Annotated in this window: 12 protein-coding genes; 11 read left to right on the top strand and 1 reads right to left on the bottom strand. The window is 45.0% G+C overall.

The annotated features are described in order from the left end of the window. Positions 1-58: 58 nt before the first annotated feature. Together C7R94_RS18760 and C7R94_RS18755 are read left to right on the top strand one after the other, a co-directional pair. Positions 59-898 (top strand): MetQ/NlpA family ABC transporter substrate-binding protein, encoded by an 840-nt coding sequence (locus tag C7R94_RS18760; protein ID WP_047073958.1) that lies wholly within the window; start codon positions 59-61, stop codon positions 896-898. 188 nt (positions 899-1,086) lie between these two features. After that, positions 1,087-2,736, top strand: a complete 1,650-nt coding sequence (locus tag C7R94_RS18755; RefSeq protein ID WP_106783608.1) for a peptide ABC transporter substrate-binding protein — start codon at positions 1,087-1,089, stop codon at positions 2,734-2,736. 57 nt (positions 2,737-2,793) lie between these two features. Here the strand turns inward: C7R94_RS18755 and C7R94_RS18750 are convergent, their stop codons facing one another. Beyond that, positions 2,794-3,243: an SRPBCC family protein gene (locus C7R94_RS18750; protein ID WP_106783606.1), complete on the bottom strand. Its 450-nt coding sequence runs from the start codon at positions 3,241-3,243 to the stop codon at positions 2,794-2,796. Positions 3,244-3,358: 115 nt separating this feature from the next. Between C7R94_RS18750 and C7R94_RS18745 the strand changes: the two genes are divergently transcribed. From C7R94_RS18745 to C7R94_RS18705, 9 genes are all read left to right on the top strand, one after another. Continuing rightward, positions 3,359-4,162, top strand: coding sequence for a helix-turn-helix domain-containing protein (locus C7R94_RS18745; protein ID WP_197237747.1), 804 nt, complete (start codon positions 3,359-3,361; stop codon positions 4,160-4,162). A gap of 243 nt (positions 4,163-4,405) precedes the next feature. Further along, the gene (locus tag C7R94_RS18740) at positions 4,406-6,031 is read left to right on the top strand and encodes a peptide ABC transporter substrate-binding protein (protein WP_106783604.1); all 1,626 of its coding nucleotides are present in this window, start codon (positions 4,406-4,408) and stop codon (positions 6,029-6,031) included. A gap of 412 nt (positions 6,032-6,443) precedes the next feature. Beyond that, complete coding sequence (locus C7R94_RS18735; RefSeq protein WP_047073967.1) at positions 6,444-8,096, top strand: peptide ABC transporter substrate-binding protein; 1,653 nt, start codon at positions 6,444-6,446, stop codon at positions 8,094-8,096. Positions 8,097-8,230: 134 nt separating this feature from the next. Further along, positions 8,231-9,829 carry a peptide ABC transporter substrate-binding protein gene (locus C7R94_RS18730; RefSeq protein WP_106783601.1) on the top strand — a complete coding sequence of 533 codons (1,599 nt, stop codon included), beginning with the start codon at positions 8,231-8,233 and terminating at the stop codon, positions 9,827-9,829. 126 nt (positions 9,830-9,955) lie between these two features. Continuing rightward, complete coding sequence (locus C7R94_RS18725; protein ID WP_106783598.1) at positions 9,956-11,542, top strand: peptide ABC transporter substrate-binding protein; 1,587 nt, start codon at positions 9,956-9,958, stop codon at positions 11,540-11,542. Between the two features lie 131 nt (positions 11,543-11,673). Beyond that, complete coding sequence (locus tag C7R94_RS18720; RefSeq protein WP_106783596.1) at positions 11,674-11,931, top strand: hypothetical protein; 258 nt, start codon at positions 11,674-11,676, stop codon at positions 11,929-11,931. Positions 11,932-11,972: 41 nt separating this feature from the next. Continuing rightward, on the top strand, positions 11,973-12,449 hold the full coding sequence (locus C7R94_RS18715) for a hypothetical protein (RefSeq protein ID WP_106783593.1): 477 nt from the start codon (positions 11,973-11,975) through the stop codon (positions 12,447-12,449). Positions 12,450-12,621: 172 nt separating this feature from the next. Beyond that, positions 12,622-14,277 (top strand): N-acetylmuramoyl-L-alanine amidase family protein, encoded by a 1,656-nt coding sequence (locus C7R94_RS18710; RefSeq protein WP_106783591.1) that lies wholly within the window; start codon positions 12,622-12,624, stop codon positions 14,275-14,277. A 14-nt stretch (positions 14,278-14,291) separates the two neighbouring features. Further along, positions 14,292-14,840, top strand: coding sequence for a GerMN domain-containing protein (locus C7R94_RS18705; RefSeq protein ID WP_106783589.1), 549 nt, complete (start codon positions 14,292-14,294; stop codon positions 14,838-14,840). Positions 14,841-15,079: the final 239 nt, after the last annotated feature.

Raw genomic sequence — 15,079 nt, 5'->3', positions numbered from 1 at the left:
TCTTTCCATATAGATTTTCAAAAAATAAGACGAAATACATGCAAGGGGGAAATCATTCATGAAAAAGCTAGTCGTATCTGTACTTTCTACTGTGTTGGCATTTTCTTTGGCAGCTTGCGGAGGCAAAACCGAAACAGCACCTGCTCCAGCTGAAGGCGGCGCACAAGGCGGACAAAAGGAAGTAACATTGAAGGTAGGCGCTTCTCCCGTTCCACATGCAGCAATCTTGAAGTTCATTCAACCAAAACTGAAAGAACAAGGCGTGAACCTGGAAGTCCAAGAGTTCACTGATTACGTACAGCCTAACGTTCAAGTGAACGAGAAACAACTCGACGCAAACTTCTTCCAGCACAAGCCTTACCTGGAAGACTTCAATAAAGGACAAAACATGAACCTGGTGCCGGTAGTGCCTGTACACATCGAGCCATTCGGCGCGTACAGCAAAAAAATAAAATCTGTAGATGAATTAGTTGATGGCGCAACAATCGCGCTGCCTAACGATCCGACAAACAGCGGTCGCGCACTCGCACTCTTGGAGAAAAACGGCGTGATCAAGCTGAAAGAAGGCGCTGGCATCAGCGGTACAGTGAAAGACGTTGTTGAGAACAAGAAAAACCTGAAATTCAAAGAAGTAGAAGCAGCAATGTTGCCACGTGTACTGGAAGAAGTAGATTTGGCGCTGATCAACACGAACTACGCGCTGGAAGCAAAGCTTGTTCCAACTAAAGACGCTCTGTTTATTGAAGATAAAGATTCTCCATACGCAAACTTCTTGGTAGCTCGTCCTGACAACAAGGATTCCGAAGCTATTCAAAAGCTGGCAAAAGAACTGAACTCACCTGAAGTGAAAAAGTTCATTGAAGATGAATACAAAGGCGCGATTATTCCAGCGTTCTAATGAAGAAATAATTGATCAATCAAAGAAACCCAACTGGCCTCCAAAGCTGGTTGGGTTTCACTTTTATTTATAATATAGTGAATTTTTATAAAATTTAGTTAAATCTATCTCGTCCCCGTTTTCAACTTATTTCCCGTCGAGTATATTGTGTTTGAAGTGGGAAAATATAGATAAGGGGGAATTTTCTGATGAAAAGAAATCTCAAGATGTTTCTTGGCGCGATGCTGGTCGCCGGAAGCGTGTTAGCTGGATGTTCCACGAGTACGCAGCCATCAACGACAACCCCTCCGGCTGAGGGAACAGCAGCACCTGCTGAAAAGCCTGCAAATGCAAAGCCGCAGGTATTTCGGGCGAACATTGTGAGTGAGCCTTCGACAGCAGACCCCGGTCTTGCAAAGGATGCCACTTCGGGAGCGATCATTCGTGCTACTTTTGATGGCTTGACTCGCTTCGATGCAAACGCAAAGCCAGTAAATTCAGTAGCATCGGATGTGAAGCTCTCAGATGACAAACTGGTGTATACGTTCACGCTCCGTGACACCAAGTGGAGCAATGGAGACCCAGTCACTGCCCATGACTTCGTGTATGCATGGAAGCGTGCGCTCGGAACGACCTTTGGTGCCGAGTATGCCTATCAGCTGTACTACATCAAAAATGCGAAGCTAATTCACGAAGGCAAGGCGAAGCCTGACGAACTCGGTGCGAAGGCAATCGATGACAAAACACTGGAAGTCACGCTGGAGAATCCAACTCCATACTTCCTGGAGCTGACGGCTTTCTATACGTACTACCCGGTTAACCAAAAAGTTGTGGAGGCCAATCCCAAATGGGCAAACGAAGCAGCGACGCACGTAAGCAACGGTCCATTTAAGATGACAGCGTGGGAGCACAAGAGCAAGATCGTGCTTGAAAAGAATGAGCACTACTGGGATAAAGACGTAGTAAAGCTCGATCGCATTGAGTTCGCAATGATCGAGGACGATAATACAGCCCTGTCCATGTTCGAGAACGGTGAGCTGGATTGGGCAGGCCAGCCACTCGGTGGACTTCCCACCGATGCGATTCCGTCACTAAAAGAGTCGGGCAAACTCGTTGTTCATCCAAAAGCAACGATGTATTGGTACAAGATGAATACGACAAAAGGGCCGCTCAGCAATGTGAAAATTCGTAAAGCATTAGCATACGCAGTAGATCGTCAAACCATCGTAGATAACATCACACAAGTCGGGCAGGTGCCTACGATGGGGATGTTGCCGCAATCCATGATTATCAAAAAAGACGGATACTTCAAGGATAATGATGTAGAAACAGCGAAAAAGCTGCTAGAAGAAGGCATGAAGGAGCTCAACTTGACAAAGCTGCCTCCGATCACCTTGTCTTACAATCCAAGCGACAGACATAAGAAAATTGCCGAAGCGATTCAGGACCAATGGAAACAAAAGCTTGGCATTGATATAAAGATCATGGTAAAGGAGGCCGCCGTTCATTTGCAGGATATGCATGAGCTCAATTACGAGATGGGCCGTATCGGTTGGAATGCGGACTTTAATGATCCGATGAACTACCTGGAAATGTTCCGGGATGGTAAAACAGGCAACAACGACACGGGCTGGGAAGATCCGCGCTACAAAGAGCTGCTAAAACAGTCATCGGTTGAAACTGATCCGGAGAAACGCAAGCAGCTGTTTGCAGAGGCTGAGCAAATTTTTATGGATGCCATGCCGTTGATTCCGTTGTTTACGGATGTGGATGTGTGGGTGCAAAGTGACAAGGTGAAAGGCGTTCAAGTAGATGGACTTGGATTTATCGACCTGAAGTGGGCAGAAATGACAGAGTAACGAATAGAACAAAAATCCCGAGGCCAACGAAATTGCTGGACTCGGGATTCTTTTGTATTAGTAGCCAAAATCAAGTGTCTTTCCTGTCTCCGCATACGTCTTGATCGACGAGAGCATCATCGGCCAATTGTTGCTGGCACTTGCGTGGGAGGGATGGTTTTCTGTCCATTGATCCTGAATCAGCGTCAGCTTGGTGCAACCGCCAACCGGTTCTAAGGTAATGGTGACACGAGACTTCAATTCTGCATGATTCTCGTAGTAGGCAGGACCAGGATGTTCAGTGAAACTAAAAATGTGATGAGGTTCGAACTGCAAAATTTCCCCGTATACATGCACCGTATCGTCACCGTCTTTTCCCGGACCAACGTAGGCCATTTCATCCCCTACTTGAAAAGTCGAGCGAATCGTACAGCCAAAGAAAGTACTCTTTACGCCTTCATCGGAAGTAAGGACATGCCAGACCTGCTCTGGCGTAGCACCAATATAGTAATCGAAGCGAAGATCCATCGTTTTACCCCCTGATTTTTTCATTTGGGAATTGTAATCAACTCTCCCAACTACTACTCTTACTATAAGAAGAATTCGGTAGTGTGTATTGTAAAAACACGACAGGAGGAGCGCCTTGGAAAATCAGACTGCCAAGTTCCCAAAGGGTGTACTGCATGCCATGATTGCACAGAAAAAATTTGCGCTGGCCAGATACGAGCCATCTGCTGAAATCAGCTACTTCGTGCAGCATTACTGGGTCGTCCGGTGGGATTTGCGTACGGAACTTCCTTACTTGCAAACCGTACTGGCTCATCCCAATGTGAATCTGGTGTTTGAAAAAGGAGCAACTGGCATTTTTGGTGTAGCCCGCACGACTTCCTCGCATCTTTTAGAAGGACAAGGTCAGGTTTTCGGAGTAAAATTCAGGCCCGGAGGTTTTTATCCGTTTCTGAATGCCCCGATATCAAAGCTGAGTGGCACTTCTACGAGTTTGGAAGCCGTGTTTGGTGTTGCCACTGACCAGCTTGAGAAAGAAGTGCTAAGCCTGCCAGATGATGAGCAAATGATAAAAAGGGTAGAAGCCTTTCTATTCGAACATTTGCCGAAGCCTGACCCCAATGTAGCGCGTATCAGTGAAATCGTCAGGATGATTCAGGCAGATCGGTCCGTACTCAGGGTCGAGGATGCGGTTCAGTTAACCGGTATGAACATGCGGACGATGCAGCGCTTGTTTGACCGTTATGTAGGTGTCAGCCCGAAGTCAGTCATCCAACGATACAGATTGCATGAAGCAGCGGAGCAGATTGACCAAGGAACGGTCCAAGATTGGCTGGACCTGTCTACCTCTCTAGGCTACTACGATCACTCTCACTTCATTCGAGATTTTCGAGCAATCGTCGGTGTAGCGCCGAACGAGTATCGACGAGTCCAAATTTAAATCATAGTGAACCCCTTCGCCTTTTGGCTGGAGGGGTCGTTTTATTGCTGCATAATTTTTTATGTTCGAGGCATACTTCATCATGATGAAACTACCAATTTTATTTCCTTTAATAGAATTTGATGTTTGAATAAAACATAATTAATTTTACTTAAAATGTCTTCAATATTACTAAAAATGCAGTATATTTGTGGAGTAGCGTTCAATGAATCTTTACCGATAGAAAAAAAGGGGGTCAACACCATGAAAAAAAGCGTTTTTGCAGCAATGAGTTCTATCCTGGTTCTTAGTGCGGCGCTGGCTGGCTGTGGCGGCGGTGGTGAGAAAGCAGGCGAGCAAGGCAATGCTTCTAAGGAGCAAACAAGTGGTCCTAAAGAATTGAGAATGAACATGATGTCCGAGCCACCAACTGCTGACCCTGCATTGGCTGAGGATTCTACTTCCAGTGCGGTTCTGCGTGCAACATTTGATGGTCTCACTCGTATTGGCGAAGATGGCAAACCACATCCATCTGTAGCAGAAAAAATTGATGTATCCGAAGATGGCCTTACTTATACATTCACCCTGCGTGACAGCAAATGGAGCAATGGAGAGCCAGTTACTGCAAAGGATTTCGAATATGCTTGGAAGCGAGCGCTCAATCCGAAAACAGCATCTAATTACTCCTACCAATTGTATTACCTGAAAAATGCAGAAGAATACAACAAGGGTAAAGCAAAAGCTGATGAAGTTGGCGTAAAAGCGAAAGACGATAAAACACTCGTCGTGACTTTGAAAAACCCAACACCATTCTTCTTGGAGCTGACTGCATTCTATACGTACTACCCAGTTAGCCAAAAAGTAGTGGAAGGCAACGATAAATGGGCGGGCGAAGCAAAAACTCACGTGGGTAACGGTCCATTCAAAATGGAAACATGGGAACATAAGAGCAAACTGGTTCTCGTGAAGAGCGATACCTACTGGGATAAAGACGCTGTAAAACTCGACAAGATCAACTTCTCCATGGTTGAAGACGCAAATACAGAGCTGTCCATGTTCGACAATGACGATCTGGATTGGTCCGGAGCACCTTTGAGCTCACTTCCTACCGATGCGATTCCAGCATTGAAAGAATCCGGTCAAATGCAAACGCGCCCAATCGCGGGTACGTACTTGTACAAATTCAATACGGAAGTTCCGCCGTTCAACAACGCGAAAATCCGTAAGGCGTTTGCTTATGCAATCGATCGTAAATCTATCATCGACAACATCACGCAAGCCAACCAAGAACCAGCTATGGGTCTGATCCCGCCAACAATGGCAGTGGCAACAAGCCCGTACTTCAAAGACGGCGATGTAGAAGCAGCGAAAAAAATGCTGGAAGAAGGTATGAAGGAAGCAGGCATTACCAAAATGCCGACCCTCACTCTTTCCTTCAACACGTCTGAAGGTCACAAGAAAATTGCCGAAGCCATCCAAGACCAATGGAAAAAAGCACTCGGCGTAGACATTAAGCTGGAGAACAAAGAATGGAAAGTATTCTTGGAAGATGTGAACCAAGGTAAATTCCAAATCGCACGTTCCAGCTGGACTGGTGACTACAACGATCCATACACGTTCCTGGACCTGTTCAAGGAAAAAGATGGCGGCAACAACGACACGAAATGGGAAAATCCGAAGTACAAAGAGCTGCTGAACCAATCTGCTCTGGAAAAGGACCCAGAAAAACGCAAACAAATCCTGGCACAAGCAGAAGCTATTTTCATGGACGAAATGCCAGCAGTTCCAATCTACTACTACACGCATTCTTATGTGAAAAAAGACAAAGTAAAAGGTGTAGTACTCGACGGTCTCGGTTTCGCAGACTGGAAATGGGCAGACATTCAATAAAAAACTCGTTGTAAAAAAGAAGGGTGCTTTGGCACTCTTCTTTTTTTGTAAACCATTTCTGAAGGAAAACGATGAGCAGAGGAATGACAACGAAACGAGGAATTATAAAATTATAAATTAAATCACTATTCCCATTTTACTGAATCCGGGTAAAAATGGGTGAATGGAAATGTATATCTATAAATGAGTGTCTGAATGCTCAATGCTGAAAAAGCTTGATAATATACGGTTTTTCTTAAAGTTATCGAGGGAGGAATGTTTTGGAAAATAAATTTATCGATCAATGTAATTTATAATTCATTAATCATCTTTATAAATAAATAAAAATTTATTAAATCATTCTAAAACATATTTAAAAAATATATAAAACCATGTATATTGAAAAAAGATTTAGAAAAGGGGGATTACTTGTATGAAAAAGAATGTTTTCGTGGCAATGAGTTCTATCCTCGTTCTTGGCGCGGCACTCGCAGGATGCGGTGGCGGAAACCAGGCGGCACCGGCAGATAGCAACGCTTCCGGAGCAAAGACAGAAAATTCTGCACCAACATCTGGCTCTAAAGTACTGAAACTGAACCTGCACTCCGAGCCACCAACAGCTGACCCAGGTATCGCGGAAGATACAACTTCCAGCACCATCATCACTGCTACCTTCGAAGGTCTGACTCGCGTTGGTAAAGACGGTAAATACAATCCAGCAGCAGCAGAGAGCTACACTGTTTCTGAAGACGGTAAAAAATATACATTCAAAATTCGCGATAATAAATGGAGCAATGGCGATCCTGTATCGGCAAAAGATTTCGAATATGCTTGGAAACGCGCTCTTAATCCAAAAACAGCTTCCAACTATGCATACCAACTGTACTATGTGAAGGGCGCAGAAGCCTACAACAAAGGTAAAGGTAAAGTAGAAGACGTTGGCGTAAAAGCACTTGACGATAAAACACTCGAAGTAGAATTGGCAAACCCAACTCCATTCTTCCTGGAGCTGGTTGCATTCAAAACATACTTCCCAGTTAATCCAAAAGTAGTGGAAGGCAACGAGAAATGGGCTACTGATGCGAAAACAGTTATTGGTAACGGTCCATTCAAAATGGATTCTTGGGAGCACAAGAGCAAGCTCGTTGTTTCCAAAAACGATAACTACTGGGATAAAGACAACGTAAAATTGGACAAAATCGAATTCTCCATGGTAGAGGATGAGAATACAGAGCTGTCCATGTGGGAAAACGGTGAACTGCACTGGGCAGGAGCTCCAACCTCTGCGTTGCCTACAGACGCGATCCCGGCTTTGAAAGAATCCGGCAAAATGACAACTCAGCCAATCGCGGGTACTTACTTCTACCGTTTCAACACTGAAAAACCACCGTTTAACAACGTAAAAATCCGTAAAGCGTTTGCCTATGCGATCGATCGTCAAAGCCTGATCGACAACATCCTGCAAGCTGGTCAATTGCCTGCAACAGGCTATGTACCACCAAGCATGGCGCTGAACAAAGACGGTTTCTACAAGGATAACGATATCGAAACAGCGAAGAAATTGCTCGAAGAAGGACTGAAAGAAGAGGGTCTCACCAAATTCCCGGCACTTACTCTTTCCTTCAACACTTCCGAAGGTCACAAAAAGATTGCTGAGGCTATCCAAGACCAATGGAAGAAAAACCTCGGCGTAGATGTGAAGCTCGAGAACAAAGAGTGGAAGGTTTACTTGGATGATGTACACCAAGGTAAATACCAAGTGGCTCGTGCAGGCTGGTTGGGTGACTTCAACGATCCAATCAACTTCCTGGAAATGTTCAAGGAAAAAGACGGCGGAAACAACGATACTCGTTGGGAAAATCCGAAGTACAAAGAACTCCTGAACCAATCCGCTCTGGAGCTAGACCCAGAAAAACGTAAAGCAATCCTGGCTCAGGCTGAGCAAATCCTGATGGATGAAATGCCAATTATGCCAATCTACTACTACACTCAATCTTGGGTGAAGGACGACAGAGTACAAGATGTTATCATCGATGGTCTGGGTGCTGTAGACTACAAGTACGCAGATTTCGTAGAAAAGAAATAATAGCTGGGCATGTAAAAGAAGAGAGGTGTTATACTCACCTTTCTTCTTTTTTTACCTATACAACTTCCAAATTTTAACTTTTACTGTATAATAATTTTTGGAAGATTCTCATTAGGAAGATAGGGGTGTATATGATGAAAAAGAGTGTTTTTCTGGCTTTGAGTTCAGTCCTCGTTTTCGGTGGAATGATGACCGGGTACGAAGGCGCTGTCCAAGCGGCTGAGCCTAAGGTATTAAGAATGAATCTGCATTCGGAGCCGCCTACAGCAGACCCGGGAATTGCGGAGGATACTACCTCGGGTACGATCATCACGGCAATTTTCGAAGGTCTGACACGTCTCGGAAAAGACGGAAAGGTGCACCCAGCCGCGGCAGAGAGCTATACCGTTTCTAAGGATGGGAAGACTTATACATTTAAAATTCGTGAAGCAAAATGGAGCAACGGCGACCCAGTAACGGCAAATGACTTCGAATATGCATGGAAGCGCGCGCTCGATCCAAAGACAGCTTCCAACTACGCCTACCAGTTGTATTATGTGAAAGGTGCAGAAGACTTCAACAAAGGGATCGGCAAAGCGGGAGACGTTGGGGTAAGGGCGATTGACGATAAGACGCTAAAAGTGGAACTGACAAACCCGACACCATTTTTCCCGGAGCTGGTTGCTTTTAAAACATACTTTCCGGTGAACAAGAAGGTAGTTGAAGGTAACGAAAAATGGGCTGATGAGGCAAAGACGGTTGTCGGCAACGGACCATTCAAAATGGAAACATGGGAACACAAGAGCAATCTGACTGTCGTAAAGAACGAGAAGTACTGGGATAAGGCCAATGTAAAATTGGACAAAATCGAATTCACCATGATAGAGGATGAGAATACGGAATTGTCCATGTTTGATAACGACGAGCTGGATTGGGCGGGTGCTCCAACGTCCGCTCTGCCAATCGACGCGCTTCCGGCTTTGAGGGAAGCTGGCATATTGAAGACACAGCCAATCGCCGGCACCTATTTTTATCGTTTCAATACAGAGCAAGCACCGTTTACCAACGCAAAAATTCGTAAGGCGTTCGCGTATGCCATTAATCGTGAAAGCATCACCGCCGATATCCTGCAAGCGGGTCAAGTACCGGCAACAGGCTTTGTACCACCGAGCGTGGCGTTGAATAAAGACGGTTACTTTAAAGACAATGATCTGGAAGTTGCAAAGAAATTACTGGTAGAAGGTATGAAGGAAGAGGGTATCTCCAAACTCCCTCCAATTACACTCATCTACAACACATCCGAAGGTCATAAAAAGATCGCAAAAGAAATACAGGATCAATGGAAGAAAAACCTCGGTGTAGATATCAAGCTCGAAAATAAAGAGTGGAAGGTATACTTAGAAGATGTACACCAAGGTAATTATCAAATCGCTCGTGGAGGCTGGCTGGGTGATTTCAATGATCCCATCAACTTCTTGGAAATGTTCCAAGAACAAGATGGCGGAAACAACGATACACGTTGGGGAAATTCAAAGTACAAGGAGCTTCTGAACCAATCCGCTCTGGAGCAAGACCCGGAGAAACGCAAAGCAATTCTCATGCAGGCCGAGCAAATCCTGATGGATGAAATGCCAATCATGCCAATCTACTTCTACACTCAATCTTGGGTGCAGAACGAGAATCTGAAAGATGTCGTAATCGATGGTCTGGGTGCTATCGATTTCAAATATGCGGATCTCGGAGAAAAGAAATAAATGACATGCAAAAAGAAGAGTGGTTGTGTATTAACCACTCTTCTTTTTCGTCTCATTTTCATTTGAAATTCTATTTTTGTTGTATACTATTTTTGGATTTATTTAGAAAAAATTGGGGTGTGTATTTTGAAGAAGAGTATTTTTCTGGTGTTAAGTTCGGTCCTCGTTTTTGGTGGAATGATGACAGGAAACGCGGACATTGCGAAGATGGCAGAGTCAAAAAAGGTACTGAGAATGAATCTGCATTCAAATCCGCCTACAGCAGACCCAGGTATCGCGGAGGATAGCGCTTCTCTTACGATTATCAGAGCTATTTTTGAAGGGTTGACCCGTAAAGGTAAGGACGGTAAGACACACGCAGCAGCAGCAGAGAGCTATACCATTTCTGAGGATGGGAAAACATATACATTTAAGATTCGTAAAGCAAAATGGAGTAACGGCGATCAAGTAACGGCACACGACTTTGAATATGCCTGGAAACGCGTTCTCGATCCCAAGGCAGCTTCTAATTATGCCTACCAGTTGTATTATATCAAGGGTGCAGAAGCATTCAATAAAGGGACTGGCAATGTGGGAGACGTTGGAGTAAAAGCGATCGACGATAAAACGCTAAAGGTGGAGCTAACAAACCCAACGCCATATTTCTTGGAACTGTTGGCCTTCAAAACATACTATCCGGTAAACAAGAAGGTTGTCGAAAGTAACCCAAAGTGGGCTAAAGATGCAAAAACGATCGTTGGTAACGGACCATTCAAAATGGAAACATGGGAACAACAAATTAAAATGGTCCTTGTGAAAAACGAGAACTACTGGGATAAAGAAAACGTAAAATTAGACAGAATCGATTTCTCGATGGAAAAGGATGAATATAAAGAGCTGGAAATGTTCAAAAATGGAGAGTTGGATTGGGCAGGAGCTCCAACTTCGTCACTGCCATTTTATTTTGGTGATCCGTTTGCCGAGAAAATAAAATCGAAGCCGATTGCAGGAACATACTTCTATCGTTTTAACACCGACAAAGCACCGTTTCACAACGAAAAAATTCGGAAAGCTTTTGCCTATGCGATTGATCGTCAATTATTGATGGATGTTCTTGTCCTTAGTCCGTGGCTTGCAACCAGCTATGTTCCGCCGACTATGACATTGAATGAAAAGGGATATTTTACAGATAATGATGTGGAAACAGCGAAGAAACTGCTTAAAGAGGGGATGAAAGAAGAAGGTATCACCAAGCTCCCGCCAATCACACTTACCTACAACACGTCCGAAGGCCATAAGATGGTCTCGGAGATTATTCAGCATCAGTGGAAGATAAACCTCGGTATAGATGTGAAGCTCGAAGATAAAGAGTGGGAGGTGTTCCTGGAAGATGTGAACGAAGGTGACTACCAAATTGCTCGTGCAAGTTGGACAGCTGATTTCAATGATCCGATAAACTTTCTGGAATTGTTCAAGGAAGCAAACGGTGGAAACAACGATACTGGTTGGGAAAATCCGAAGTACAGGGAGCTTTTGAACCAATCTAACCTAGAGCAAGACCAGGAGAAGCGAAAAGCGATTTTGGCACAGGCTGAACAAATTTTAATGGATGAAATGCCTATCACGCCCCTCTACTACTATACGAATGTGTGGTTGCAAAACGACAAGTTGAAAGATGTAACCATGGATGACCTGGGGGCTATCGATTTCAAATTTGCGGATATTACTCCATAATCAAATCATGGATGAGAAGAGGTTTTTTACGACCTCTTCTTTTTTTCTGTCTCATGGACAAATGACCAATCCATTACGCCCTTGGCTACATAGAGTAAAAAGGAACTAACTGCAACCAGGGGGGGATATTGATGGATATTGGTTCTTTGCTCAACATTGTTAAATCCATACCAAAGGAAAAGCTGAGGACAGATGCGGGAATTAAGGAAGTTATTCGTGAAATGGCCAGAAAGTCAGGGAAAAAATTGACCGAGCAAGAGGTTAACAGTTATGCTGCGCAGTTTCGTCAGATGCAGAAAACAGAAAATGTCGGAAGTCTGTTGAATAAGCTTTCGAAAAAAGGTGTCACTGCAAAGGATTTGGAAAGTATAAAAAAACGTTTTAGATAAGGGGGTAGAGTGAGGAGGGAGGTGGGATTATCGTTGAGAAAATGAAAGCGAAAAAGAAGCAGGTTGTCCCCAAAAACAATTTAATAGAATCGCTCAACAAACTTGCGGATGCGCAACATGCAAACAATGCCCAAATGATGAAAGAAATGAGTCAGGTGCGCCAGGAGCTGCAGGATATGAAGAATACATTGGGGCGTCTCAAACAGGCACCTCCAAAAGGTACAGGAGAACGGCGAGGTCTGCTGTTTGGAGGACGACGGAATACCGCCCAAGTGGAAGTTGCAGCCCCACCACAAAAGCCTGCCATTTCTATCGAAGATTTACTGCCGCTTTTACCGTATCTAGGCGACGCTATTCCCCAATTGAAAAACCCAAAGGTAGCCGACTCCATTAAGGTACTTTCAAATCCAGCTGTGATTTCCCTGATCCAGCAATTTCTTGCCAACGGGGGCTTGAACATGATAAAAAAACCTGTTCAACAAGTAAGTAGGCAAGAGAGAAGAGGATTTTTTCGATAACAAATGATCAGTTTCAAAGACTGTCTCGCGGGGCTTGCGGAGGCAGTCTTTTCATTTTGGTACCAAAAGACTATAAACTTTACAGATCATCAAGCGTCTAATAGAATGGTGAACGTTGCACATTGGCTGACGCCACATAACGAAGAATACAGACATCACGGAGGAGGTCAGGATGAAGAGACGATTTTACCCTCTGCTGTTTGCACTGCTGGTCCTGCTGCTAATCCCCAGTTGGGCGGTTGCAGCAAGCAGTGCCTCAGAGGAAGCTGTCAATCTCATGATTGGTGGACAAGCAGTGAATGCTGAAGTGCCGCCAGTCATCAAGAATGGGCGCACGTTGGTTCCCGTTCGTGTCATCGCCGAAGGGCTAGGTGCAAATGTGGATTGGAATGACATTACTCGAACAGCTGTCATTACCAAGGGTACACAGCAGCTCTCCCTTACACTAGACTCCCGTACAGCAGTGTTGAACGGCAAACAAGTGAAGCTCGATACGCCGCCTGTTATTTCACAAAAGCGTATGCTGCTGCCACTGCGTTTTGTCGGGGAGTCACTTGGTGTTACAGTCGGGTGGGACAACAGCACACGTACCGTCATTGCGAACGAAACACCACAGGTCAAGCTGAATGGCAAGGTGCCAACCCAGCCGATCAAGCTGTATCAAGTGGAAGACACGATGTACGTGTCCGCACAGCCTGTAGCTGAGCAAGTAGGACAAAAAGGCTTTGCGTGGAAAAGACCTGAGCGCGGGATGACGATTGATGATCAGTTGGTCCTCCCATTACGTCAATTGGAGGACGAGCTTGGAGGGTCATTTGCGTGGGACAAGAAAGATAATCAGGTTGAGATCGATCGCCTCAATATTTTGAAAGATGTATCTGAGGACGGTGACCGTGTTCGTATTGAAACGACCATACCTGTGATTCCTCAGTCCTTTGTGATGACAGGTCCACACCGGATTGTTCTGGATCTTCCACAAACCGCATTGGATGATGATTTAGTCGAAGATCTAAAACGTCAAGACGAGAAAAACGATAGCGTAGGCGAATCCGAGGAAACGGCCTCCGCTGATGATGAAGACCAAGACACAGATTCAGATTCTGACGAACAGAATCAGGAAGAACAAGCGAAAGAAGAACCTCTGATCGCTGACCTGCGTTACAGCCAATACAGTGCATCTCCTGACACGGTTCGCGTCGTTATTGAGCTGAACCAAAAGAGCACATATGAGCTGGCTTACACGAAAGACGGTATCGAAGTAAAATTGACGCCAAAACCGAAGAAAACAGGCTACCTGATTGTCGTTGATGCCGGTCATGGAGGAAAAGACCCAGGCACGAAGGGCTCCGCTGGCAACAATGAAAAAGATTACAACTTGGCAGTCTCCAATAAGATTGTGGCTTTGCTGAAGCAATACCCAGAGTTTCAAGTCGTTCCCGTACGCACAACGGATGTGTTTTATGAACTGTCTGAGCGTGTCGCTTTTGCCAATGAGCTAGAAGCTGACTTGTTCTTGTCTATTCATGCCAATGCATTCCCAAAACCGACGGCTGCAGGAACAGAAACTTTCTATTATAATGAAAACAGTAAGGACTTTGCCCAAGTGGTACATAAACATTTGCGTGGGGCAACGCAGTTCCCGGATCGAGGCTTCAAGAAGAGCGGCTTTTATGTGATCAAAAACACGAAAATGCCTGCTGTGTTGACCGAAACAGGCTTCCTCTCGAATCCTCAGGAGAATGCGCAGCTGACGAATCCGGCATTCCAAGATAAAATCGCGAAAGCCATTGTTGCGGCTATTCGCGAATACTACGAGTCTTATCAGTAAGGGGGCTTTTCACGATGAAAAAAAGTCGAGTGATCTGGATGGCAGCGTTAGTGATGCTGCTTTTGGCCGGATGTGGGCAAAACGCGACAGAAACACCACCGTCAACCGCACCAGTAGAACAGCCATCTGGTTCAAAAACTGATCCATCGACAACAGAGCCGACTCTGAAAAAGCAAATGGTCACCGTTTACTATTCGGATAATAATGTGATGGAGCTGCAAAAAGAAGAGCAAGAGATCACGTTTGCAGAAGATATCGAGAAGTACAAAAAGACACTTGCCCTGTTGGAGACGCCTGTAAAGCCAGACGTGCACATTCCACTGTGGAGAGACTTTAAGTACCATTCCATTACAATCGATAAAGGCACCCTGATGATTGATGCGGATAGCAAAAATCAGTTCAATATGGGTTCAAGTGGCGAGACGATGGCTTTGGATGCGTTGAAAAATACCTTCTTTCAGTTCCCGGAAGTAAAGGAAATTGTCTTCTTGGAGGATGGCAAGAAAGTAGAAACGCTGATGGGGCACGTAGATCTCTCCGAGCCACTGAAACGAGACAATTAATCATCACCATAAAGGCGGCACACCCTGTTTATCAGGATGTGCCGTTTTTCTCGTAGAAATTGTTTTTCACGTAAAGTGGCTGTCGTGGGGAGAAGAATATTTCCAGTCTAGGCTTCAGGCTCCGTCCTGCTGGGGGTTGAGACTGCCCGCTCCGAAGCGATTAGCGGGGAAACGCAAAAGTGGTAGCCGCTTCGTAGCTCGGGCACGTTGCGTTTCTTTTGCCCGCTAATCGCTTCTCC

It is taken from the genome of Brevibacillus sp. NRRL NRS-603 (genome assembly GCF_003013445.1).
In the GTDB taxonomy this organism is placed as follows: Bacteria; Bacillota; Bacilli; order Brevibacillales; family Brevibacillaceae; genus Brevibacillus; species Brevibacillus formosus.
The sequence above is the reverse complement of the archived record's forward strand: the minus strand, read 5'-3'. Positions and strand labels throughout refer to the sequence as shown.